The following is a 20674-nucleotide window of genomic DNA, read 5'->3' as shown; positions in this document are numbered from 1 at the left end:
CGGGCGACCGGGACTCGGATCCCCTACCGCACCTCGATGAAGGCGTCGGCGCCGCGTTCCGGCCGCTCCCTCGGTGCCTCTGCGGGCCGGCCGACGGCGACGGCACCCATCGGGTCCCAGCTGTCGGGCAGGTCCAGGGCGGCGCGGACGGTGTCGCGGCAGAACATGGTGGACGAGACCCAGGCGGAGCCGTAGCCCTCGCCGGTGAGGGCGACCAGCAGGTTCTGCACCGCGGCGCCGGCGGCGACGGTGAACATCTCCCGCTCGGCGGTGGCGCGCCGGGCGTCGGGGTAGTCGTGGGAGCCGTCCATCACCCGGCAGGGCACCACCAGGTACGGCGCGTCGCGCAGCACGTCGCCCCGGGCGGTGCGGAGGGCGATCCGGGCCTCGTCCCAGCCGTCGAGGTCGCGCAGGTCGCGCCGCCAGGCGTCGAGCATCGCGTCGAGCAGCCGGGTGCGGGTGTCGGCCGACTCCAGCAGGACGAACCGCCACGGCGTGGTGTGGTGCGGGGCGGGCGCGGTGACGGCGGCCGCGACCGCGCGGCGGACGGCGGCCGGGTCGACCGGTTCGGCGGTGAAGGAGCGGACGGTGCGCCGCAGGGTGACGGCCTGCCGCAGTGCCTCCGAGGTGCCGAGCCGGAACATGTCGTCGGCGGACGGCCGGACCAGCGGCCGGACGCCTTCGCCGTCCTCGACGGTGACCAGGTGCCCGAGCCCGCGTACGACGGCCACCGGGACGCCGGTGGCCTTGCCCTTCACCAGGTCGGCGGCGGCGGCGAGTTCGTCGGCCGTCGCGGTGACGGTCATCGCCAGCTCGTTGCCGTGGCCGTCGGTGCGCCCGCGGTGGTCCTCCAGGACGCGGAGCCCGGCGGCGCCGATCGCCACGTCGGTCAGCCCGTTGCGCCAGGGCCGCCCGAAGGTGTCGGTGACGACGACGGCGAGCCGGCGGCCGGTGAGCTGCTGCAGCCGGGCCCGTAGCGCGCGGGCCGAGGCGTCCGGGTCCTCGGGCAGCAGCAGCACGGTGCCGGGGGCGGTGTTGGAGGCGTCGACCCCGGCGGCGGCCATGACGAAGCCGTTGCGGTTCTCCACGATCCGGGTCGCGCCCCGCCGGGCGACCAGCCGGACGGTCTCGGCGTCGATCGCGGCCTCGCGGTCGGCGGCGTGCAGCAGCCGGCCCTCGGCCTTGCTGACGATCTTCGAGGTGACGAGCAGGACGTCGCCGTCCTGGTAGGTCCCGGCCTTGGCGATGAGCTCGGCGAGGTCCGCTCCGGCCTCGACCTCCGGGATCCCCGCGACGCCGAGGACCTCCAGTCGCGCCGTCACCTGCGGACCTGTTCCGCCAGGTCCAGTGCCGCCCGGGCCATCGCGGCGGTGGCCTCGACGTCGGTCATCAGCAGCGGGACGGCCCGGCAGGCGATCCCGCCGGCCTCGACCGCGGCCACCGAGGCCTCGTCGGCGGTGTCGACCAGCCACCCGTCGAGCAGGCCCGCTCGCCGCCCGGCGTCGCCCTCGTCCGAGCCGCTCCGCAGCGCGGCCCGGCCGCCGTAGTCCAGCGCCACCGCCTCGGCCGTCGCCTCGACGCCGACGGCGGCGAGCACCTTGTCGGCCATGCCGCGCACCGGCGCCCCGCCGATGATCGGCGAGAGCCCGACGACCGGCGCCGGGGCGGCGGCGACGGCCTCCCGGATGCCGGGGACGGCGAGGATGGTGCCGATCGAGACGACCGGGTTGGACGGCGGGAAGAGGATGACGTCGGCCTCGGCGATCGCTTCCAGCACCCCGGGTGCGGGCTTCGCGGTGTCCGCGCCGACCGGGATGACCGCCTCGGCGTCCACGGCGGCGTGCAGCCTGACCCAGTACTCCTGGAAGTGCACCGCCCGGGTGCCCTGCTCGTCGGTGATCCGCACGTGCGTCTCGACCCGGTCGTCGCTCATCGGCAGCAGCCGCACGCCGGGCTGCCAGCGCACGCACAGCGCTTCCGTCACCTGGCTGAGGCTGTACCCGGCGGTGAGCATCTGGCTGCGGACGAGGTGGGTGGCGAAGTCGCGGTCGCCGAGGCCGAACCACTCGGGGCCGACGCCGTACTCCTTCATCTCGGCCTTGATCGACCAGGTCTCGTCGGCCCGGCCCCAGCCCTGCTCCTCGTGGATGCCGCCGCCGAGGGTGTACATCACGGTGTCGAGGTCGGGACAGACCTTGAGGCCGTACAGGTGGATGTCGTCGCCGGTGTTGCCGATGACGGTGATCTCGTCCTGCGGGCCGACCGCCGCGCGGAGTCCGCGCAGGAAGCGCGCTCCGCCGATTCCGCCTGCCAGTGCCACGATGCGCATGGGGTTCATCCTGCCACGGCCCGACTGCCCGTCAGCGCGGTCCGGCCGGGCCGGGCCCGGCTCAGTGCGTCTCGGCCTGCGCGTGCCGGTGCCGCCCCTGGTGCTGCTCCGCGTGCGGTTCCGGGTGCTGCCTGGGGACGGCGCTCGCACCGTACTGGTTCATCTCGGTGAGGCCGGGGGTGTAGAGGTGGATGGACACGGCGGGTTCGAGCGCGCCGTTGACCACCTCGTGCAGGTAGCCGGACGAGAACACGCGCTGCCCGCCGGGCTTCAGGGCCCGGGCACCCTCGCCCGCGCGCGTGAGGGAGCGCTCGACGAGCTCGCCCTTGACGACGGTCATCACGCCGGAGGACCCGCCGTGGTCGTGGAAGCCGCTGCTCTGGCCGGGCAGCCAGCTGAGCAGCCAGACCTCGTAGCCGGGGCCGGTCTCCAGCCGGGCGTACCAGCGGGTCAGCGCGTCGTAGCGGACCAGCGGCTCCCAGCGCGCGCGGTCGGCGGCGATCTCGCGGACCAGCCGGGCGTACTCGGCGACGGTGGCGGGGTGGCGCGGCAGGTCGGTGCGGGCCAGGTGCGGGAAGGCGAGCGGGTCGCCGGCGATGGAGACGTCGCTGAGGCCGTCGGCCCAGCGGGCGGCCCCGGCGGTGGTGCGGGCGCCCACGGGGTGGGCGGCGGTGGCGAGGCCGCGGCGGGTGAGCTTGTTGCGGTCGCGGTTCCGCTTGCGGATGCGGATCATGCGCACGGGAGTCGTCCTCGGATGAGTCGGCCGGTTCGTGGGATCAGCCGGATCCGGGATGTCCTGGGACGGGACTCGCGGGCGGCCTCTGTGCTTCCTGGGGCGGCGCGCGGTGGGACGCGGGCGCCTAGATACAGCAGGAACAGAGGCGACAACAGAAGTTCACGGCACGGCGGAACGTGGAACCGCTCCGGGGGCTGGCGAACTCTGACATAGGGAAAAGGACACCGCATCCGCAGGGCCGGTGTCAAACCGGAGGATGCGGCATTCGAGTGGGTTGGAGCCGGATCTTTCCCGGATGGGGTGATTCATCACTCTCTACGTTTCGATGGGAAGATCGCCGGGAAGGGAGCCCGATGACCGGCCTGTTCCGGTGACCGCGCGTCACGCGGCGATTGGTTGCGGATGGTTGGGCACGGTTCAGGGCCTTGAGGCGAATGGTCCGATGTGTCCGGATATGCACACTATTCGTAACGGCTTGGTGCCGGGGAGTGAATCCTGGCCCCAATACCAGAGCTCGGCTTGACGGGGCCAGAGTGACGCAACTGTAATTTCACTCGTGTCGTCGGCCGCACGAGGCAACGGCAACCACGGGGACGCCAAGTAGGGGCAGAGGAGGCGCGCCACATGAGCGAGCTCTTTGAGCTGTTGATCGGGGACGGCATCGCGGAGGACGAGGAGGAACTCGGTTGGCAGGAGCGCGCGTTGTGCGCCCAGACCGACCCCGAGTCCTTCTTCCCCGAGAAGGGCGGCTCGACTCGCGAGGCCAAGAAGGTCTGCCTCGCCTGCGAGGTCCGTTCGGAGTGCCTGGAGTACGCCCTCGCCAATGACGAGCGTTTCGGCATCTGGGGCGGCCTCTCCGAGCGCGAGCGCCGTCGGCTCAAGAAGAGCGCGGTCTGAGCGGCGGCCCCGGCCCCCGCTGACTTCTCGACAACGACGGACAACCGCACAGCTGTACGGGCGCCTCACCGCGGTGGTGGGGCGCTTTCGTGTTCCCGGGCCCTCCTTCACCCCCTCCGCACGGCACCCCGGACGAAGCGTCCACCCGGAGCCGTTAGTGTGGTGCGCCATCCGGTTGCCGTTCACCGGCTGTGTCCACCGAGAACTGGGGCCCGCGCACTCGATGACCGTCTACAGCCACCAGAGCGGCTTCACCGCTTCCAGGCCGCCCGCCTATCCGCGCCACCTGGTCACCGCGGTGATCGTCTCCCACGACGGTGCCCGCTGGCTCCCGCAGGCGCTGGCCGGCCTGCTCGGACAGGACCGCCAGGTCCAGCGCGTCCTCGCGGTCGACACCGGTTCCACCGACAACTCCCCGCAACTGCTGGCCAAGGCACTCGAAGACTTCGGCCTCGCCGACGGGATGCCCGAGAGCGGCCCCCTGATCCTCGGCCGCCGGGCCGGCTTCGGCACCGCCGTCGCCGAAGCCGTCTTCAACAGCCCGCCGCTGCGCCCCGAAGACCTGCCCTACCGGCTCGACCCCTCCGGCTACGACCCGGTCACCGGCGGCTGGGACGACTTCGGCGACCCGCTCGCCCAGGAGGACGACCTCGGCCGCGGCGGCCCGCGCGAGACCCAGCCGGTCGAGTGGCTCTGGCTGTTGCACGACGACTGCGAGCCGCAGACCGACGCGCTGCGCCGACTGCTCCAGGTCGCCGACTCCACCCCCAGCGCCGCCGTGGTCGGCCCCAAGCTGCGCAGCTGGTACGACCGCCGCCAGCTGTTGGAGGTCGGCGTCACCATCGCCCGCTCCGGCCGCCGCTGGACCGGCCTGGACCGCCGGGAGCAGGACCAGGGCCAGCACGACCAGGTCCGTCCGGTGCTCGCCGTCTCCAGCGCCGGCATGCTGGTGCGCCGGGACGTCTTCGAGGAACTCGGCGGGTTCGACAAGGCCCTCCCGCTGATGCGGGACGACACCGACTTCTGCTGGCGGGTCAACGCCGCCGGCCACCGCGTGGTGATCGCCCCCGACGCCGTGCTGCGGCACGCCGAGGCGGCCGCCCGCGAGCGCCGGGCCATCGACTGCGGCCCCTCCCACCCGCACCGGGTGGACAAGGCCGGCGCCGTCTACACCCTGCTCGCCAACTGCCGCGGCCTGCTCTTCCCCTACGTCCTGTTGCGGCTGGTGCTCGGCACCCTGGTGCGGGCCGTCACCAACCTGCTCGGCAAGGACCCGCGCCAGGCCTTCGACGAACTCGCCGGCCTCGGCCACGAACTCGTCCGGTTCCCGCGGCTGTTGGCCGCGCGCAAACACCGCGCCCGGACCAGGGCGGCGGACGCCCTGGACGACCGCACGCTCTTCCCCGCGCCCGGTGCCACCACCCGGCTGGCCGTCGAGGGCGTCATCGGCTCGCTCGGCATAGGGGGCGGCGACGACACCGGCGGCCGGCACGGCACCGTCGAGGCCGGCGGCGACGAGGACTCCGAGGACCTGGTCGTCGAGCAGTTCGCGCTGATCAAGAAGCTCGCCCGACGCCCGGCGCCGGTGCTGTTCGCGGCCCTGCTGGTGTTCGCCCTGGTCGCCTGCCGCGGCCTGTTCGGCAGCGGCGAGCTGTTCGGCGGCGCCCTGCTGCCCGCCTCCGACGGCGCCGGCGGCCTCTGGTCGATGTACGCGGACGCCTGGCACCCGGTCGGCACCGGCTCGGCCGCCGCCGGACCGCCGTACCTCGGCGTGCTCGCCGTGCTGTCCTGGCTGCTGTTCGGCAACGCCGACTTCGCGCTCACCCTGCTCGTCGTGCTCACCGTCCCGCTCGCCGCCGTCAGCGCCTACCTGGTGTCCCGGCCACTGCTGGACTCCAAGCTGGTCCGCGCCTGGGCCAGCGCCACCTACGCGCTGCTGCCCGCCGCCACCGGTGCGCTCGCCCAGGGCCGGATCGGCACCGCCGTCCTCGCCGTCCTGCTGCCGCCGCTGGCCCGCGCCGCCGCGATCGCGGCCGGCCTCGGCATCCGGGACGAGAGCGCCGCCAAGGGCGCCCGCCCCGGCTGGCGGCCGGTCTGGATGGCCGTCCTGCTGCTCACCCTGGCCACCGCCTTCGTTCCGCTGACCTGGGCCCTCGCGGTGCCCCTCGGCCTGGCGATGCTGGTCGTGGCGGTGCTGCGCGGCGGCGCCTTCGGCACCGGCGCCACCGCGCTGCGGCTGCTCGGCCTGCGCGTCCTGGTGATCCTCGCGGCCCCGATCGGCGTCCTCGCCCCGTGGTCGCTCAAGGTCCTCTCGCACCCGCAGTCGCTGCTGCTGGAGGCCGGGCTGCCCGGCCTGCACGGCACCGGCGCGAGCGCGGCCGGCCTGCTGCTGGTCAACCCCGGTGGCGCCGGAGTGCCGCCGGTCTGGCTGTCGGCCGGTGTCGTCCTCGCCGCGCTCGCCGCGCTGCTGCGCGCCGACCGCCGCCGCGCGGTGCTCGTCGCGTGGGGCGCGGCCGCCGCCGGCCTGGTCTTCGCGGTCGTGGTGGCGGGCACCGCCGTCACCCCCGCCTCCGGCGGCCCGACGGTGCCCGCCTGGGCCGGCCCGGCCACCCTGATCGCCGGGATCGCCCTGCTGGCCGCGGCCGCGATCGGCGCCGACGGCGCGAACGCCCGCGTGGCCGGGATCGCCTTCGGCTGGCGCCAGCCGGTCGCCGCCCTGGTGGTGGTCTCCGCCGTGCTGGCGCCGCTGGGCACCGGCCTGTGGTGGGCGCTGACCGGCGCCGGCAAGCCGCTGCACCGCGCCGCGGCCGGCCAGGTGCCCGCGTTCATCGCGGAGGAGGCCGGCACCACCGACCGGGCCCGCACCCTCGTCGTCACGGGGGAGAAGGGCGGCGGCGCCGTCCGCTACACCGTGCTGCGCGGCGCCGGCCTGACGCTCGGCCAGGCCGAGTCCACCGTCGACCCGGCGACCGGCACCCAGGACGGCCTGAACCGGATGGTCGGCAGCCTGCTGGCGGGCTCCGGCGCGGACCAGGCCGACGCCCTGGCCGGCTACGGCATCGCCTACGTGCTGGTCCGGCAGCCGGTGATCGACACCTACAAGGACGTCCTGGACACCACCCCCGGCCTGGTCAAGGCCAACCAGGACAACGGCACCGCGCTCTGGCAGGTCAACGGGGCCCCCGCGGTCCGCGCGGTGATCACCGCGCCGGGCGCCAACCCGGTGGCCGTGCCGTCCGGCACCCGCGACCTCACCGCCACCGTCCCGGCCGGCCCGGACGGCCGGGTGCTGCGGCTCGCCGAGTCCGCGGCCCCCGAGTGGAAGGCCACCGTGGACGGCGCCGCGCTGGAGCCCACCACCGTCGACGGCTGGGCGCAGGGCTTCAAGCTCCCGGCCGGGGGCGGCAAGGTGACCGTCACCCGTGAGGGCAGCCTCGCCCACACCGGCTGGATCTGGGCCCAGGTGCTGCTCGGCCTGACCGTCCTGGTGCTGGCCCTGCCCGGCCGCCGCAGCCACAAGGACGACGACCTGCCGGAGGAGGTGGTCGCCGCCGCCGCGCTGGCCGCCGCCGCCCAGGCACAGGCCCCCCTCCCCGGCAGCCGCCGGGCCCGCCGGATGGCCGAACGCGGCGAGGGCGGCGAGCCCGGCACCGACGAGGCCGGGGTCTACGAGGGCCGCCCGGGCGCCGTCCCGGCGCAGCCGGCCGGCGAGCCGGCGACCGAGGCGGTCGAGGCGGCCGCCGCCGTCCAGGAGGCCGAGCCGTACACCGACCCGTACCAGGCGTACCAGCAGGGCGACCCGTACAGCTACGACCAGTACGCGGCCCAGCAGCCGGCAAGTACGCCGTACGGCGGCCAGGGGTACGACGGCCAGGGGTACGACGGTCACCAGCAGGCCTACCCCCAGCAGGGATACGACCAGCAGGGCCACGAGCAACAGGGCCAGGCACAGCAGGGCTACGAACAGCCGTACCAGCCGGAGCAGCAGCCGTACGGCTACGACCCGTACCGGCAGCCGGAGCACCAGCAGCCCTGGGTGCCGGGACAACAGCAGGCCGAGCAGCCCTACTACGACCCGAACGACCCCAACGGCACCGGCCGGTACCCGCACCAGCCCGGATCGGGGAGCTGACCCGCGATGAAGAAGCCCGCATTCAGGAAGAAGTCCGGCGCCGACGAGGCCCCCGAGCCGGTCGAGGCCGCCTTCGGGGCCGATCCGGCCGCGCCCGCCCCGGCCGCCGCGCCCGCCCCGGCCGCCGGGAAGGCCGGCGGAACGAAGACCACCCAGTCGCTGCTGGCCGCCGCCGTGGTGCTCGCGGCGGTGTTCGGGATCGCCCAGTCGCGCCCGCCGGCCTCCCCGGCCGACGCGGACGGGGCAGCGGCCCCGACCACCGCGCAGGTCGAACGGACGGCGGCGGTCTGCCCGCAGCCGCTGCAGGGCCTGACCGGCTCCACCACGCTCAGCGCCTACACCCCGCCCGGCACCGGCTCCGCCACCGGCGGCGCCGGCTGGCTGTCCGACGCGGCCGCGCCCGCCGTGCCCGCCGCGCAGCCGTCCGGTACGCCCGCGCCGCCGCCGGCGAGCGCGCCCGCGACCCCGGCGGCAACGGGCCCGGCCGCCCCGGTGCAGGACAAGAACGCGGCGCCGCCGGACGCCCGGCTGACCGTGGCCAAGCCCGGTACCCCGGCCACCGGCCCGGCGGCCAACGGGGACACCGCGTCCGGCACCGGGGCCGTCGCCACCGGCGCCCTCGCCCCCGGCTTCACCGTCACCCAGACCACCGTGGTCACCGAGCAGCGCGGTCTCGGCCTGTCCGGCCTCACCTGCACCCCGGCCGGCACCGGCTTCTGGTTCGCCGGGGCCAGCACGGCCGGCGACCGGGTCGACTACCTGAGCCTGGTCAACACCGAGTCCTCCGCCGCCGTGGTCGACATCAAGATGTACGGCGACAAGGGCCTGATCGAGAACGACGCCGCCAACGGCCTCACCGTCGCCCCCGGCAGCTCCCAGTCCGTCCTGCTGTCGACCCTCACCAAGGGCGCGGTGACCGATCTCGCCGTCCACGTGGTGGTCCGCTCCGGCCGGATCGGTGCCGCGCTGCACGCCGCCGACGGCAGCAAGGGCGCCGACTGGATCCCCGCCTCGGCCGCCCCGGCCGCCACCCAGGTGATGCCCGGCCTTCCCGCCGACACCTCCGCCGCCCGCCTGGTGGTCTGGGCGCCGCCGGAGGACGACGCCGACCTGAAGATCCAGCTCTCCGGCAAGAACGGCTGGTTCTCCCCGGCCGGCAACGAGTCCATCCACGTCAAGGCCGGCATGGTGGCCGCCGTCGACCTCGGCAAGATCACCCGGGACGAGGTCGCCGGGCTGCGGCTGTCGCCCAGCGACGACAAGCACCCCACGCCGATCGTGGCCGGGCTGCGGGTCGACCGGGCGGGCGGCAACGGCAAGTCCGACGCGGCCTGGCTCACCGGCAGCGCCCCGGTCGGCGCCCGGGCCAGCGTCGCCGACAACCGGGCCGGCGCCTCCACGCTCTACCTGACCTCGACCGGCGACGCCGCCACCGTGCGGGTCACCGCCTCGGCCGGCAGCGGCGGCGGCACCCCGGCCACCAAGGAGGTCCAGCTCCCGGCCGGCGGGACGGTCGCCCTCCCGGCACCCGAGCCCGCCGGGCTGAACGGCGTCTTCGCGCTCACCGTGGAGACCGTCTCCGGCGGCCCGGTGGTCGCCGCCCGGATGCTCTCCATCCCCGCCAAGGACGTGCCGATGTTCACCGTCCAGGCGCTGCGCGACGACCACAGCACCGTCAAGGTCCCGCAGGCCGCCCAGGACCCGGGCGTCGTCCTGCGCTGAGCAGCCGACGGGGGCGGCGCCTCTCCGGGCACCGCCCCCGACCGCTCGACCACTCGACCGCTCGCCGCGGCCCCGGCCTCAGTCCTCGTCGTAGCGCGGGTCGATGGCGTCCGGCGAGAGCCCCAGCAGCTCGGCGACCTGCTCGATCAGGATCTCGTGCACCAGCGCCGCCCGGTCCTCCCGGGTCTTCGCCCGGATCTCCACCGGCCGCCGGTACACCACGATCTGGCTCTTGCGCCCCTGCTTGCCCGGCGACACCCGGCCCAGCGGCACGCCGTCCTCCGCGTCGGCGCCGTCCGGCTCGTGCAGCGGCACCTCCTGGACGGCGAACTCCACCTCGATCAGCTGCGGCCACCGCCGCTCCAGCCGCTCCACCGACTCGCGGACGTAGTCGTCGAAGAGCTCGGAGCGGGTGAGCGAGATCGGCACCTGCGGCGGTGCCAGCGGGCCGCGCAGCCCCCTGCCGTGCCGGTCGCGGTGCCGGGGGCGGCGCGCGGGGCCTGTCGATGACTGCGGTGCGGAGCTGTCCATATCACTGCCGAGAGTAGTCCTTGGACGGTCGGAAGTGGACCACTCCGGCGGGGAATCGCCCGGGGCGGCCGGGACGCGCCCCCGGCGCCCGGAGACCGACACGGCACACCCTCCGGGCAGGCGGTCTTCGCTCCCCGGGGAGGAGTGCTGTACCGTCCACCCTCGTGAGCTCTGTACGTCGTTGTTCGCGGACCGCGTGCGGCCGGCCGGCCGTCGCAACGCTGACGTACGTCTACGCCGACTCCACCGCAGTCCTGGGCCCGCTCGCCACCTACGCCGAGCCGCACTGCTACGACCTGTGCGCCGAGCACGCCGAGCGCCTCACCGCCCCGCGAGGCTGGGAGGTCGTCCGGCTCGCCGCCGAGGCCGGGCCGCTGCGCCGCAGCAGCGACGACCTGGAGGCGCTCGCCAACGCCGTGCGCGAGGCCGCCCGCCCGCAGACCCCCCGTCAGGGCCGCGCGCCCGAGGGCGAGTCCACCGAGGCCGGCCGCCGCGGCCACCTGCGGGTCCTGCGCTCGCCCGACAACTGACGCCGCACCCGGCACGGGGCGTTCGTCCGGCCCAGGTACGCTGCCCGTCTACCGCCGCCACCCGTCCACCGGACGGGCGGTGGCTCCGACGTATCGTGACCAGTCCAGAGACCAGGGTGGAGCCGCAGTGCGCGACCTCAAGCAGCTCGTGAAGGCGTACGACGTCCGAGGCGTCGTCCCGGACCAGTGGGACGAGAGCCTGTCCCGGGCCTTCGGTGCCGCGTTCGTTCAGGTCACCGGCGCGACCGCGATCGTGGTCGGCCACGACATGCGGCCCTCCTCCCCGTCGCTGAGCCTGGCCTTCGCCGAGGGCGCCGCGGCCTACGGCGCCGACGTGGTGCAGATCGGGCTCTGCTCGACCGACCAGCTCTACTACGCCAGCGGCAAGCTCGACCTGCCCGGCGCGATGTTCACCGCCAGCCACAACCCGGCCCAGTACAACGGCATCAAGCTGTGCCGGGCCGGCGCCGCCCCGGTCGGCCAGGACACCGGCCTGGCCGAGATCCGCGAACTGGTCGAGTCCTGGAGCGCCGAGGACGGCACCGTCACCGTCCCGACCAAGGACGTGCAGCCCGGTGCGCTCTCCGCCCAGGACACCCTGCGCGGCTACGCCGACCACCTGCTGGGCCTGGTCGACCTCACCGCGATCCGCCCGCTCAAGGTCGCGGTGGACGCCGGCAACGGCATGGGCGGCCACACCGTGCCGACCGTCTTCGACGGCCTGCCGGTCGAGCTCGTCCCGATGTACTTCGAGCTGGACGGCACCTTCCCCAACCACGAGGCCAACCCGCTCGACCCGAAGAACCTGGTCGACCTCCAGGCCAAGGTGCGCGAGGTCGGAGCCGACGTCGGCCTGGCCTTCGACGGCGACGCCGACCGCTGCTTCGTCGTGGACGAGCGCGGCGAGCCGGTCTCCCCGTCCGCGATCACGGCCCTGGTCGCCGCCCGCGAGATCGCCCGGGCCAAGGCCGCCGGCGAGGCCGAGCCGACGATCATCCACAACCTGATCACCTCCTGGACCGTCCCCGAGGTGGTCCGCGAACTCGGCGCCAAGCCGGTGCGCACCCGGGTCGGCCACTCCTTCATCAAGCAGGAGATGGCCGTCACCGACGCCGTCTTCGGCGGCGAGCACTCCGCCCACTACTACTTCCGCGACTTCTGGCGCGCCGACACCGGCATGCTGGCCGCGCTGCACGTGCTCGCCGCGCTCGGCGGGCAGGAGGGCACGCTGTCCGCGCTCACCGCCGAGTACGACCGCTACGCCGCCTCCGGTGAGATCAACAGCACCGTCGCCGACCAGGCTGCCAGCACCCAGGCCGTCCGCGCCGCCTACGCGGAGCTGGACGGCACCACCGTGGACGAGCTGGACGGCCTGACCGTGGCCGGGCCGGACTGGTGGTTCAACCTGCGCGCCTCCAACACCGAGCCGCTGCTGCGTCTGAACGTCGAGGCCAAGGACCCGGCGAAGATGGCCGAGGTGCGCGACGGCGTGCTCGCCATCGTCCGCGCCTGAGCCGGGCGGCCCTGAGCCGTCCGCGCCTGACCGAAGCGCCCGGTGCCCCGGCCGGTAGGGTTGCCTATCGGCCGGGGCACCTCCGTGCCACCACCGAACTTTGGGAGAGCCCCATGAAGCTCGAATCCTTCCTGCTGGAGATCCTGGTCTGCCCGCAGTGCCGGGCCGCGCTCACCGAGAGCGGCTCCGAGGAGCAGCCCGAGCTGGTCTGCACCGGCACCGGCTGCGGGCTCGCGTACCCGGTCCGCGACGGCATTCCGGTCCTCCTGGTGGACGAGGCGCGCCGCCCGGCCTGATCCTTGGGGCGAAGCCCCGCCCCGCCGCCCGAACCGCCAGCCGCTCCACCCCGCCAGCCGCCCCAGGACAGCAGCCGGAGGCCCGCCGCATGCTCGACGACACCCTGCTCGACGACCCGGCCGCCCTCCAGCGCGCCGACCAGGACCGCGCCCTGCTGGCCCTGGCCGGTGCCGGTGCCCGGGTCCGCACCGCGCTGCGGCAGGCCGACACGGCCGGGCTCGACCGGCTGCGGCCGGACGGCCGTCCGCGCGCCGTCCTGGTCGCCGGGCACGGCAGTGCGCTGACCGCGGCCGACATGCTGGCCGCGCTGGCCGGCACCGCGAGCCTGGTCGTCCCGCTGCCACCGACCGAGGCGGCCGCCCCGCGCGGCGACCGGGCCGGTGCCCCGCCCGTGTTCACCGCCGGGCTCGGCTGGCAGCTGCCCGGCTGGGTCGGCCCCCTCGACCTGCTGGTGATCAGCTCCGCCGACGGCGGCGAGCAGGGCCTGGTCACCCTCGCCGAACAGGCCTACGCGCGCGGCTGCGCGATCGTCGTCACCGCCCCGACGGGCAGTGCGCTCGCCGGGGCCGCGCTGCAGGTCCGGGCGTTGCCACTGCCGTACGTGCCCTCGGCGCCGCCCGAGGACGCCCCGCCGGTGGCGGCCGCCGAGCCGGACCTGCCGGCCGAGGACCCGGCCGCGCTCTGGTCCCACCTCACCCCGCTGCTGGCGCTGGCCCAGAAGATCGGCCTCACCCAGCTGCCGTACGACGCGCTGCCGGGCGTCGCCGACCTCCTGGACGACACCGCCGTGCGCTGCCGCCCGGACGCCGCCGCGTACACCAACCCCGGGAAGGGCCTGGCCGCGCGGCTGGCCGGCACGGTTCCGCTGCTGTGGGCGGAGGGCCCGATCGCCGGGGCCGCCGCCGCCCGCTTCGCCGCCCAGCTGGCCGACCGGGCCGGGCGCCCCGCCCTGGCCGGGGAGCTGCCGCAGGTGCTGACCGCCCACCGCGGCATGTTCACCGGGCAGTTGGGGGCGGGCGCGGACCCGGACGACTTCTTCCGCGACCGGGTCGACGAGCCGGACCCGTTGCACCTGCAGGTCCTGCTGCTGCGGCACGTCCCCGGCCCGGCCGGATCGCCGGACGGGCAGGACGGCCCGGCCGAGGTGCCGGAGGAGGACGCCGGCCCGCGCAGCTTCGGCGTGTCCCGGGCGCACCGGCTGGCCGCGGCGCACGACGTCCGGCTGACGGAGTACGCGAGCGCCCGGCCGGACGCGCTGCACGCACTGGCCGACCTGGTCGCGCTGACCGACTTCGCCGCCGTCTACCTGGGGCTCGCCGCGGCCCAGGCCTGAGACGGCCGGGCCGGGCCCGGGCGCCCGGCCGGTACGGTAGGCGCTCGACGACTCCGACCGACTCCGACCGATTCCGTGAGGACCTGCTGGCATGAGTACCGAAGGCGGCACCAAGGCACTGGTGGCGGCGCTGTCCGCGAACCTGGCGATCGCGGCGGCCAAGTTCGCCGCCTTCGGCTTCACCGGCTCCTCCTCGATGCTGGCCGAGGGCGTGCACTCGGTGGCCGACTCGGGCAACCAGGTGCTGCTGCTGGTCGGCGGCAAGCGGGCGCGCCGGGCGGCCGACGAGGAGCACCCGTTCGGGTACGGCCGCGAGCGCTACGTGTACGGCTTCCTGGTGGCCATCGTGCTGTTCAGCGTCGGTGGCCTGTTCGCGGTCTACGAGGGCTGGCACAAGGTCAACCACCCGGAGGCGCTGGAGTCCTGGGTCTGGGCGGTCGGCGTGCTGGTCTTCGCCATCGCGATGGAGGGCTGGTCCTTCCTCACCGCGATGCGCGAGTCGGCGAAGGTCAAGGGCGCCCAGAACTGGGTGCAGTTCATCCGCACCGCCAAGGCGCCGGAGCTGCCGGTGGTCCTGCTGGAGGACACCGGCGCGCTGGTCGGTCTGGTGCTCGCGCTGTTCGGCGTCTCCCTCACCGTGATCACCGGGGACGGCGTCTGGGACGGCATCGGCACCCTGTGCATCGGCGTCCTGCTGGTGGTCATCGCCGTGGTGCTCGCCCTGGAGACCAAGTCGCTGCTGCTCGGCGAGTCCGCCGGGAAGGAGTCGGTGCGGCGGATCCGCGAGGCGCTGGTGGACGGCCGGTCGGTCACCGGGGTGATCCACATGCGGACCCTGCACCTCGGCCCCGAGGAACTGCTGGTCGCCGCGAAGATCGCGGTCAACGCGGAGGACAGCGCCGCACAGGTCGCGGAGGCGATCGACGCGGCGGAGGAGCGGGTCCGGGCCGCCGTCCCGATCGCCCGGGCGATCTACCTGGAGCCCGACGTCTACAGCGCCGAGAAGGCCGCGGCGGGCGAGGACCCGGCCGCCACCCCGGGCGGGCCGGGCCCCGACGCCGCGCACTGACGCGGGCCCCGGGGCTCGGCCCGGAGCCGGCTCGGGCCGGGCTGGAGCAGGGCTGGAGGAGGGGTCGGATCGGGAGCCGAAATCGGGCATCGACAGACGACTGACGGGGCCATCGGTGTAGATTCGTCACCAGAGCCAGAACGTCGCTGCTGATGGCGGTCGATCGGCGGTCCGCATCCGCGGGGTGTGCGCCGGTCGAGGGAGAGAGGTCCTCCGACGGTTTGTGCTGCGCAGCAGGGCACCGGTCCGTCACGCGGGATCCGGTTGCCCCGGCGCGGCCGTGCACCCGTACGGCCGGCCACACGCGACGCCGCACGCCCGGACCTTCGGCCCCAACCCCCCATCAGCGAGGAGCAGACGCATGTCGACCGAGATCACCGGTGACTTCAAGGTCGCCGACCTTTCCCTGGCGCCGTTCGGCCGCAAGGAGATCCAGCTGGCCGAGCACGAGATGCCCGGTCTGATGGCGATCCGCGCCGAGTACGCCGAGGCGCAGCCGCTGGCCGGCGCCCGCATCACCGGCTCGCTGCACATGACGGTGCAGACCGCCGTCCTGATCGAGACCCTGACGGCGCTCGGCGCCGAGGTCCGCTGGTGCTCCTGCAACATCTTCTCCACCCAGGACCACGCGGCCGCCGCCATCGCCGTCGGCCCGGAGGGCACCCCGGAGAACCCGCAGGGCGTGCCGGTCTTCGCCTGGAAGGGCGAGACCCTGGACGAGTACTGGTGGTGCACCGAGCAGGCCCTGACCTGGCCTGACGGCAAGACCCCGAACATGATCCTGGACGACGGCGGCGACGCCACCCTGCTGATCCACAAGGGCGTCGAGTTCGAGAAGGCCGGTGCCGCGCCGGACCCGTCCACCGCGGACAACGACGAGTTCCGGATCATCCTGGAGCTGCTCAACCGCACCCTGAAGGACACCCCGAACAAGTGGACCGAGGTCGCCGCCACCATCAAGGGCGTGACCGAGGAGACCACCACCGGTGTCCACCGCCTGTACGAGATGCACCGTGACGGCCAGCTGCTGTTCCCGGCGATCAACGTCAACGACGCCGTCACCAAGTCGAAGTTCGACAACAAGTACGGCTGCCGCCACTCGCTGATCGACGGCATCAACCGCGCCACCGACGTCCTGATCGGCGGCAAGGTCGCGGTCGTCTGCGGCTACGGCGACGTCGGCAAGGGCTGCGCGGAGTCGCTGCGCGGCCAGGGCGCCCGCGTGATCGTCACCGAGATCGACCCGATCTGCGCGCTGCAGGCGGCGATGGACGGCTACCAGGTCACCACCCTGGAGGACGTCGTCTCGATCGCGGACATCTTCATCACCACCACGGGCAACAAGGACATCATCCTTGCCTCGCACATGGAGAAGATGAAGCACCAGGCGATCGTCGGCAATATCGGCCACTTCGACAACGAGATCGACATCGCGGGCCTGGCGAAGCTGCCCGGCATCGTGAAGACCGAGGTCAAGCCGCAGGTCCACGAGTGGCGCTTCGCGGACGGCCACACCATCATCATGCTGTCCGAGGGCCGCCTGCTGAACCTCGGCAACGCGACCGGCCACCCGTCCTTCGTGATGTCCAACTCCTTCGCGAACCAGACGATCGCGCAGATCGAGCTGTTCACGAAGACCGAGCAGTACCCGATCGGCGTCTACGTGCTGCCGAAGCACCTCGACGAGAAGGTCGCCCGCCTGCACCTCGACGCGCTGGGCGTGAAGCTGACCACCCTGACCCAGGAGCAGGCCGACTACATCGGCGTTCCGGTCGAGGGCCCGTACAAGGCGGAGCAGTACCGCTACTGATGCGGTGACCCGCCGCCGGAGCGGCGAGCACGAACACCGGTGGCCGGCACCCGAGCGGGGTGCCGGCCACCGGCGTGTCCGGAGGCGCCGGCCACCGGCGTGTCCGGAGGCGCCGGCCACCGGCATGCCCGCGGGTGCCGACCACCGGCGTGGCTCCGGGCGGTGCGACCGGGCCACCAGGGACCGTCGTGCGGGGCCGCGCACGTAGGCTTTCGGGCATGCCCAACGGCCGGTACTCGCTCCATGACACGCACGACCACGTCCTGCTCGGCGAGGAGCGCTTCAGCTGCGCGCCCGGGCCGGCCGGCTGGCGGTACGTCTCCAAGACCTACGCGCCGGACGGCCGGGTCCTCGGCAGCGTCGACCTCACGCTGGACTCGCGGGCCCGGCCGCTGCGGATGGAACTGCGGGCCGGGGGCTGGCAGGTGCGCGGCGGTGCGGTGGACGGGGTGGCCTGGGTGCGGACCGACGCGGCCGACCCGGGCGGCGAGCACACGGTGGAGGGGCACGACCGGGCGCACGCCTTCACCGGCCGCTCGCCGGGATTCCTGGTCGCCACCGCCCGGCTGCTCCGGCTGCGGGAGGGCGCGAGCGCGCGGGTGCGGCTGGTGGCGTTCACCGAGCCGGTGCTGGCGCCGCGCACCCTCGACCAGGGGTGGCTGCTGGAGGGCGCCGACACGCACGAAACGGACTCGGGGCCGCTGCTCGTCGAGCGGTACCAGGTCGCGGACCTGGAGACCGGGGAGCAGCAGGTGGTGCACCTGGCGGGGGACGTGGTGCTCGCGGCCGGCGGGATCGAGCTGGAGGAGCTGGAGTCGCCGCCGAACGCCTGGCGGGTGGGGGCCGAGGAGTAGCGGGGCCGAAGGGCGGGGCCGGGGGCCGGGGTCGGCGGGGCGGTCGCGGGCGGGCCCGCGGCGCCTTCGTCGGGCGGTCCTCAGGCGGGCGGTCCTCAGGCGGGCGGGGCGAAGCCGGTGTCGGCGGCGGGCTTGTGGAGGGACGGTGCCGTCGGGGCGGTCGGTGTGACCGGGGATGCCGGCGCGGCCGGGGCCGGGGCGGACTGCACGGGGACGGTGGGTGCGGTGGGTGCGGGACCGGGGGCCGCGCCGGGCGCCGCGCCGAAGGCCGGGCGGTGCGCGGGCACCTGCCCGGGTATCGGCCCTGCCGCCCACAGCTGTTCCTGGACCCGCACCCACTCCCTCCGCTGGCGCTCGGTCAGCACCGCGCCCAGGTAGGCCGCCGGGTGCAGCCCCGGCGGCATCGGGTGGCCGATCCTGTCGGACAGGTCCCCGGCCAGCCGCGCGGTCATCCGGTTCATCACCGAAGGATCCAACTGGCCGATTCGGCCGAGCAGTTGGCGAACGGCGAGCCAGAGCGGCTCCGGAACGGCGGACAGGTCCATCGCGACCAGTTCGCGGCCCATCGCCTGCAGCAGGTGCGGGTGCACCGGCGGCAGCGGGGAACCGGAGCCGCCCGGAGTGCGCTCGCGGACCACCACCGTCCCGGCGAAGATGTCACCCAGCCGCTTGCCCTCGGCGTTCACCGCCGAGGTGATCAAGGCCGGGGACCCGGACAGCGCGATCAGTTCGAAGAAGCCGACCAGCCCGCGCACCAGCGAATGCCGGAACCGCACCGGACCGCCGTCCGTGCGCACCACCCGCAGGCCGAGCGCGGCCTTGCCGAGCGAGCGCCCGTGGCTGAGGGTCTCCACCATCACCGGGACGGCGACCAGGAAGAACACCATCAGGCCGATCATGGTGGCGGCCAGCGCCGCGCCGTCGAGGTCGATCAGGGCGACGCTCAGCAGCAGCGTGAACACCAGGAAGGCGGCGAACTCCACCAGCAGGTCGAGCACGATCGCGAGCGCCCGGCTCGGAAGCTTCGCCGTCTGCAGGCCGAGGACGACCGCCTCACCCGTCACCAGGTCGCTCAAGACACCTGTCCGTTCACGCTCTTGGAGCCCGTACGGCTCACCCATGGAGATCCGGGGCCGCCGAGGGCGGCAGCGCCGGGGGAGGGATTCGGTCCGGATCGGCCCCCAGGACCCGCTCTCCGCAGTCTGATCCGCAGCCGCAAACATACGACTCCCGGTGGGCACACGGGAAGTGAGATCCCCGGAGGCCGGGGCTTCGGCCGCTGCTGGCATGCTGGTCGGCACCTGTCCGCCCGTACTTGTCCGCCCGTACTTGTCCACCCGTACCTGTCCGGCCGTACCTGTCCGGCCGTCACTGCCGACCCGTACCCGTCCGGCCGCAAGTGCCCGCCCGGAACTGCCCGCCGCCCACCCGTGCGCACGCACCTAGTGCCCACCGCTGACCATGGAGCCGCCGAATGGACCTGGACGTCTTCGTCGCCACCCACCAGGGGGAGTGGGCCCGGCTGGACGCCCTCGCCCGCAGGCGCCGACTGAGCGGCGAGGAGGCGGACGAGCTCGTCGCCCTCTACCAGCGCGCCACCGGCCACCTCGCAAAGGTCCAGGCCGCGGCGCCGGACCCGGCACTCCTCAGCAGGCTGACCGGTCTGGTCTCGCGCTCCCGCAGCGCGGTGACCGGCGCCCGGACCAACGGCTGGCAGGACGTCGCCCGCTACTACACGGTGAGCTTCCCCGCGGCGCTCTACCGCGCGCGCCGCTGGTGGGTGCCGGTCGCGATCGTCTCGCTGCTCGCGACCGCCCTGCTCGCGTGGTGGATGGCCACCCACCCCGAGGTCCGCAACAGCCTGGTCGCCCCCGACCGTCTGCGGGACCTGACCCGCCCCGGAGGACAGTACGAGGCGTACTACTCGGACCGGCCGGCCGGCTCCTTCGCCGCCCAGGTCTGGACGAACAACGCCTGGATCGCCGTGCAGTGCCTGCTGTACGGGATCGCACTGGGCATCCCGGTCATCTACGTGATGTGGACCAACGCGGTGAACCTCGGCATCGGCGTCGGGCTGATGGCCTCCGCCGGCCGCCTCGACGTCTTCCTCGGCCTGCTCATTCCGCACGGCCTGCTGGAGCTGACCGCCGTCTTCGTGTCCGGCGGTCTCGGACTGCGCCTCGGCTGGACCGTCATCGACCCGGGACCGCGCACCCGCGCGGTGGCACTGGCGGAACAGGGCCGCTCGATCATCGGAATGTCCATGGGGCTGGCGACGGTGCTGGCCGTATCCGGTGTCCTAGAAGCCTTCGTGACTCCCTCCGGTCTGCCGACCTGGGCCCGGATCGCCATCGGCGTGCTCGCCGAGGCGGCCTTCCTGCTGTACGCCCTGGTGTTGGGCCGCAAGGCGGCGGAAGACGGAGAGTTCGGCGATGTGGATGCGGCCGATCGGGCGGACCTGCAGCCGGTCGCAGCCTGAGCCGATGTGATCAACAGCCCTCTGACCTGGTAGTCTCCTCCCAACCCGGCCAAACCATTGACGTGGTGGGGGCGGACTAGTAGGTTTGAACGGTTGGGACGGACTGGACAACGGTCGGTCCCGGGCGCTAGTGTCTACGACACCGCCGAATCGAGGCGAGTGCATTTCAGCGAAATGCACCCTCTCCGACGAAGCAAATCCCGCGGACAGAACACTCCGAAAGCTTTGATAAGCTTCGGAACGAAGTTCGCAGGAAATCCCGCCAGCGGGAATCCAGGAAAACGAAGCCGGTAAGAACGGCCGAATGGATCTGGTAAGCTGGAAACACGAAAGAACGAAGCCTGGAGGGTCCGCTGGAAGGCGGTCCGAAGGAAGCGTCCGTTCCTTGAGAACTCAACAGCGTGCCAAAAGTCAACGCCAGATATGTTGACATCCCCGGCCT

At 74.0% G+C, this 20674-nt stretch carries 16 protein-coding genes; 11 read left to right on the top strand and 5 right to left on the bottom strand.

The genetic code is table 11. The features are described 5' to 3' along the window. Positions 1 to 23 precede the first annotated feature (23 nt). The 3 genes from IF30_RS0133380 to IF30_RS0133370 all read right to left on the bottom strand — a co-directional run bounded on the left by IF30_RS0133380 (position 24) and on the right by IF30_RS0133370 (position 2987). The gene (locus IF30_RS0133380) at positions 24 to 1322 is read right to left on the bottom strand and encodes a coenzyme F420-0:L-glutamate ligase (RefSeq protein ID WP_030245509.1); all 1299 of its coding nucleotides are present in this window, start codon (positions 1320 to 1322) and stop codon (positions 24 to 26) included. Then, positions 1319 to 2329 carry a 2-phospho-L-lactate transferase gene (cofD, locus tag IF30_RS0133375; RefSeq protein ID WP_030245508.1) on the bottom strand — a complete coding sequence of 337 codons (1011 nt, stop codon included), beginning with the start codon at positions 2327 to 2329 and terminating at the stop codon, positions 1319 to 1321. Before cofD ends, IF30_RS0133380 begins: the two co-directional genes overlap by 4 nt. A 61-nt stretch (positions 2330 to 2390) precedes the next feature. Next, positions 2391 to 2987 carry a cysteine dioxygenase gene (locus tag IF30_RS0133370; RefSeq protein ID WP_107054579.1) on the bottom strand — a complete coding sequence of 199 codons (597 nt, stop codon included), beginning with the start codon at positions 2985 to 2987 and terminating at the stop codon, positions 2391 to 2393. A 702-nt stretch (positions 2988 to 3689) separates the two neighbouring features. On the opposite strand from IF30_RS0133370, the gene IF30_RS0133365 reads away from it, so the two are divergent. From IF30_RS0133365 to IF30_RS0133355, 3 genes are all read left to right on the top strand, one after another. After that, positions 3690 to 3962: a WhiB family transcriptional regulator gene (locus IF30_RS0133365; protein ID WP_030062195.1), complete on the top strand. Its 273-nt coding sequence runs from the start codon at positions 3690 to 3692 to the stop codon at positions 3960 to 3962. 223 nt (positions 3963 to 4185) lie between these two features. Then, the gene (locus IF30_RS50435; RefSeq protein WP_030245504.1) at positions 4186 to 8094 is read left to right on the top strand and encodes a glycosyltransferase family 2 protein; all 3909 of its coding nucleotides are present in this window, start codon (positions 4186 to 4188) and stop codon (positions 8092 to 8094) included. A 6-nt stretch (positions 8095 to 8100) separates the two neighbouring features. Then, the gene (locus tag IF30_RS0133355; RefSeq protein WP_078891897.1) at positions 8101 to 9816 is read left to right on the top strand and encodes a DUF5719 family protein; all 1716 of its coding nucleotides are present in this window, start codon (positions 8101 to 8103) and stop codon (positions 9814 to 9816) included. A 78-nt stretch (positions 9817 to 9894) separates the two neighbouring features. Here the strand turns inward: IF30_RS0133355 and IF30_RS0133350 are convergent, their stop codons facing one another. Beyond that, entirely contained in the window at positions 9895 to 10347 is a 453-nt protein-coding gene (locus IF30_RS0133350) for a metallopeptidase family protein (protein WP_030245500.1), read from the bottom strand. Between the two features lie 164 nt (positions 10348 to 10511). Between IF30_RS0133350 and IF30_RS0133345 the strand changes: the two genes are divergently transcribed. From IF30_RS0133345 to IF30_RS0133315, 7 genes are all read left to right on the top strand, one after another. Further along, the gene (locus tag IF30_RS0133345) at positions 10512 to 10877 is read left to right on the top strand and encodes a DUF3499 domain-containing protein (protein WP_030245497.1); all 366 of its coding nucleotides are present in this window, start codon (positions 10512 to 10514) and stop codon (positions 10875 to 10877) included. 127 nt (positions 10878 to 11004) lie between these two features. Beyond that, on the top strand, positions 11005 to 12390 hold the full coding sequence (locus IF30_RS0133340; RefSeq protein ID WP_030245495.1) for a phosphomannomutase/phosphoglucomutase: 1386 nt from the start codon (positions 11005 to 11007) through the stop codon (positions 12388 to 12390). Positions 12391 to 12503: 113 nt separating this feature from the next. After that, complete coding sequence (locus IF30_RS0133335; protein ID WP_030245494.1) at positions 12504 to 12686, top strand: Trm112 family protein; 183 nt, start codon at positions 12504 to 12506, stop codon at positions 12684 to 12686. A gap of 89 nt (positions 12687 to 12775) precedes the next feature. After that, positions 12776 to 14020, top strand: a complete 1245-nt coding sequence (locus tag IF30_RS0133330) for an SIS domain-containing protein (RefSeq protein WP_030245492.1) — start codon at positions 12776 to 12778, stop codon at positions 14018 to 14020. Between the two features lie 91 nt (positions 14021 to 14111). Beyond that, positions 14112 to 15089: a cation diffusion facilitator family transporter gene (locus IF30_RS0133325; protein WP_030245491.1), complete on the top strand. Its 978-nt coding sequence runs from the start codon at positions 14112 to 14114 to the stop codon at positions 15087 to 15089. A gap of 361 nt (positions 15090 to 15450) precedes the next feature. Beyond that, positions 15451 to 16899: an adenosylhomocysteinase gene (gene ahcY, locus IF30_RS0133320; protein ID WP_030245490.1), complete on the top strand. Its 1449-nt coding sequence runs from the start codon at positions 15451 to 15453 to the stop codon at positions 16897 to 16899. 218 nt (positions 16900 to 17117) lie between these two features. Next, the gene (locus IF30_RS0133315; RefSeq protein ID WP_030245488.1) at positions 17118 to 17753 is read left to right on the top strand and encodes a hypothetical protein; all 636 of its coding nucleotides are present in this window, start codon (positions 17118 to 17120) and stop codon (positions 17751 to 17753) included. A 95-nt stretch (positions 17754 to 17848) separates the two neighbouring features. Here the strand turns inward: IF30_RS0133315 and IF30_RS0133310 are convergent, their stop codons facing one another. Then, the gene (locus IF30_RS0133310; protein ID WP_030245486.1) at positions 17849 to 18829 is read right to left on the bottom strand and encodes an RDD family protein; all 981 of its coding nucleotides are present in this window, start codon (positions 18827 to 18829) and stop codon (positions 17849 to 17851) included. Positions 18830 to 19227: 398 nt separating this feature from the next. Here IF30_RS0133310 and IF30_RS0133305 point away from each other — a divergent pair, with 398 nt between their 5' ends. Further along, complete coding sequence (locus IF30_RS0133305; protein WP_030245484.1) at positions 19228 to 20232, top strand: stage II sporulation protein M; 1005 nt, start codon at positions 19228 to 19230, stop codon at positions 20230 to 20232. The last annotated feature ends 442 nt before the right edge of the window (positions 20233 to 20674 follow it).

This window comes from Streptomyces sp. NRRL S-350 (genome assembly GCF_000719705.1).
GTDB lineage: Bacteria > Actinomycetota > Actinomycetes > Streptomycetales > Streptomycetaceae > Kitasatospora.
The sequence above is the reverse complement of the archived record's forward strand: the minus strand, read 5'-3'. Positions and strand labels throughout refer to the sequence as shown.

Bases quoted from the DNA above. Each gene is read 5' to 3' on its own strand.
- IF30_RS0133330 (WP_030245492.1), top strand. From the start codon at position 12,776: ATGCTCGACGACACCCTGCTCGACGACCCGGCCGCCCTCCAGCGCGCC.
- IF30_RS0133335 (WP_030245494.1), top strand. From the start codon at position 12,504: ATGAAGCTCGAATCCTTCCTGCTGGAGATCCTGGTCTGCCCGCAGTGC.
- IF30_RS0133305 (WP_030245484.1), top strand. From the start codon at position 19,228: ATGGACCTGGACGTCTTCGTCGCCACCCACCAGGGGGAGTGGGCCCGG.
- IF30_RS0133350 (WP_030245500.1), bottom strand. From the start codon at position 10,347: ATGGACAGCTCCGCACCGCAGTCATCGACAGGCCCCGCGCGCCGCCCC.
- IF30_RS0133315 (WP_030245488.1), top strand. From the start codon at position 17,118: ATGCCCAACGGCCGGTACTCGCTCCATGACACGCACGACCACGTCCTG.
- cofD (WP_030245508.1), bottom strand. From the start codon at position 2,329: ATGCGCATCGTGGCACTGGCAGGCGGAATCGGCGGAGCGCGCTTCCTG.
- IF30_RS0133355 (WP_078891897.1), top strand. From the start codon at position 8,101: ATGAAGAAGCCCGCATTCAGGAAGAAGTCCGGCGCCGACGAGGCCCCC.
- ahcY (WP_030245490.1), top strand. From the start codon at position 15,451: ATGTCGACCGAGATCACCGGTGACTTCAAGGTCGCCGACCTTTCCCTG.
- IF30_RS50435 (WP_030245504.1), top strand. From the start codon at position 4,186: ATGACCGTCTACAGCCACCAGAGCGGCTTCACCGCTTCCAGGCCGCCC.
- IF30_RS0133365 (WP_030062195.1), top strand. From the start codon at position 3,690: ATGAGCGAGCTCTTTGAGCTGTTGATCGGGGACGGCATCGCGGAGGAC.
- IF30_RS0133325 (WP_030245491.1), top strand. From the start codon at position 14,112: ATGAGTACCGAAGGCGGCACCAAGGCACTGGTGGCGGCGCTGTCCGCG.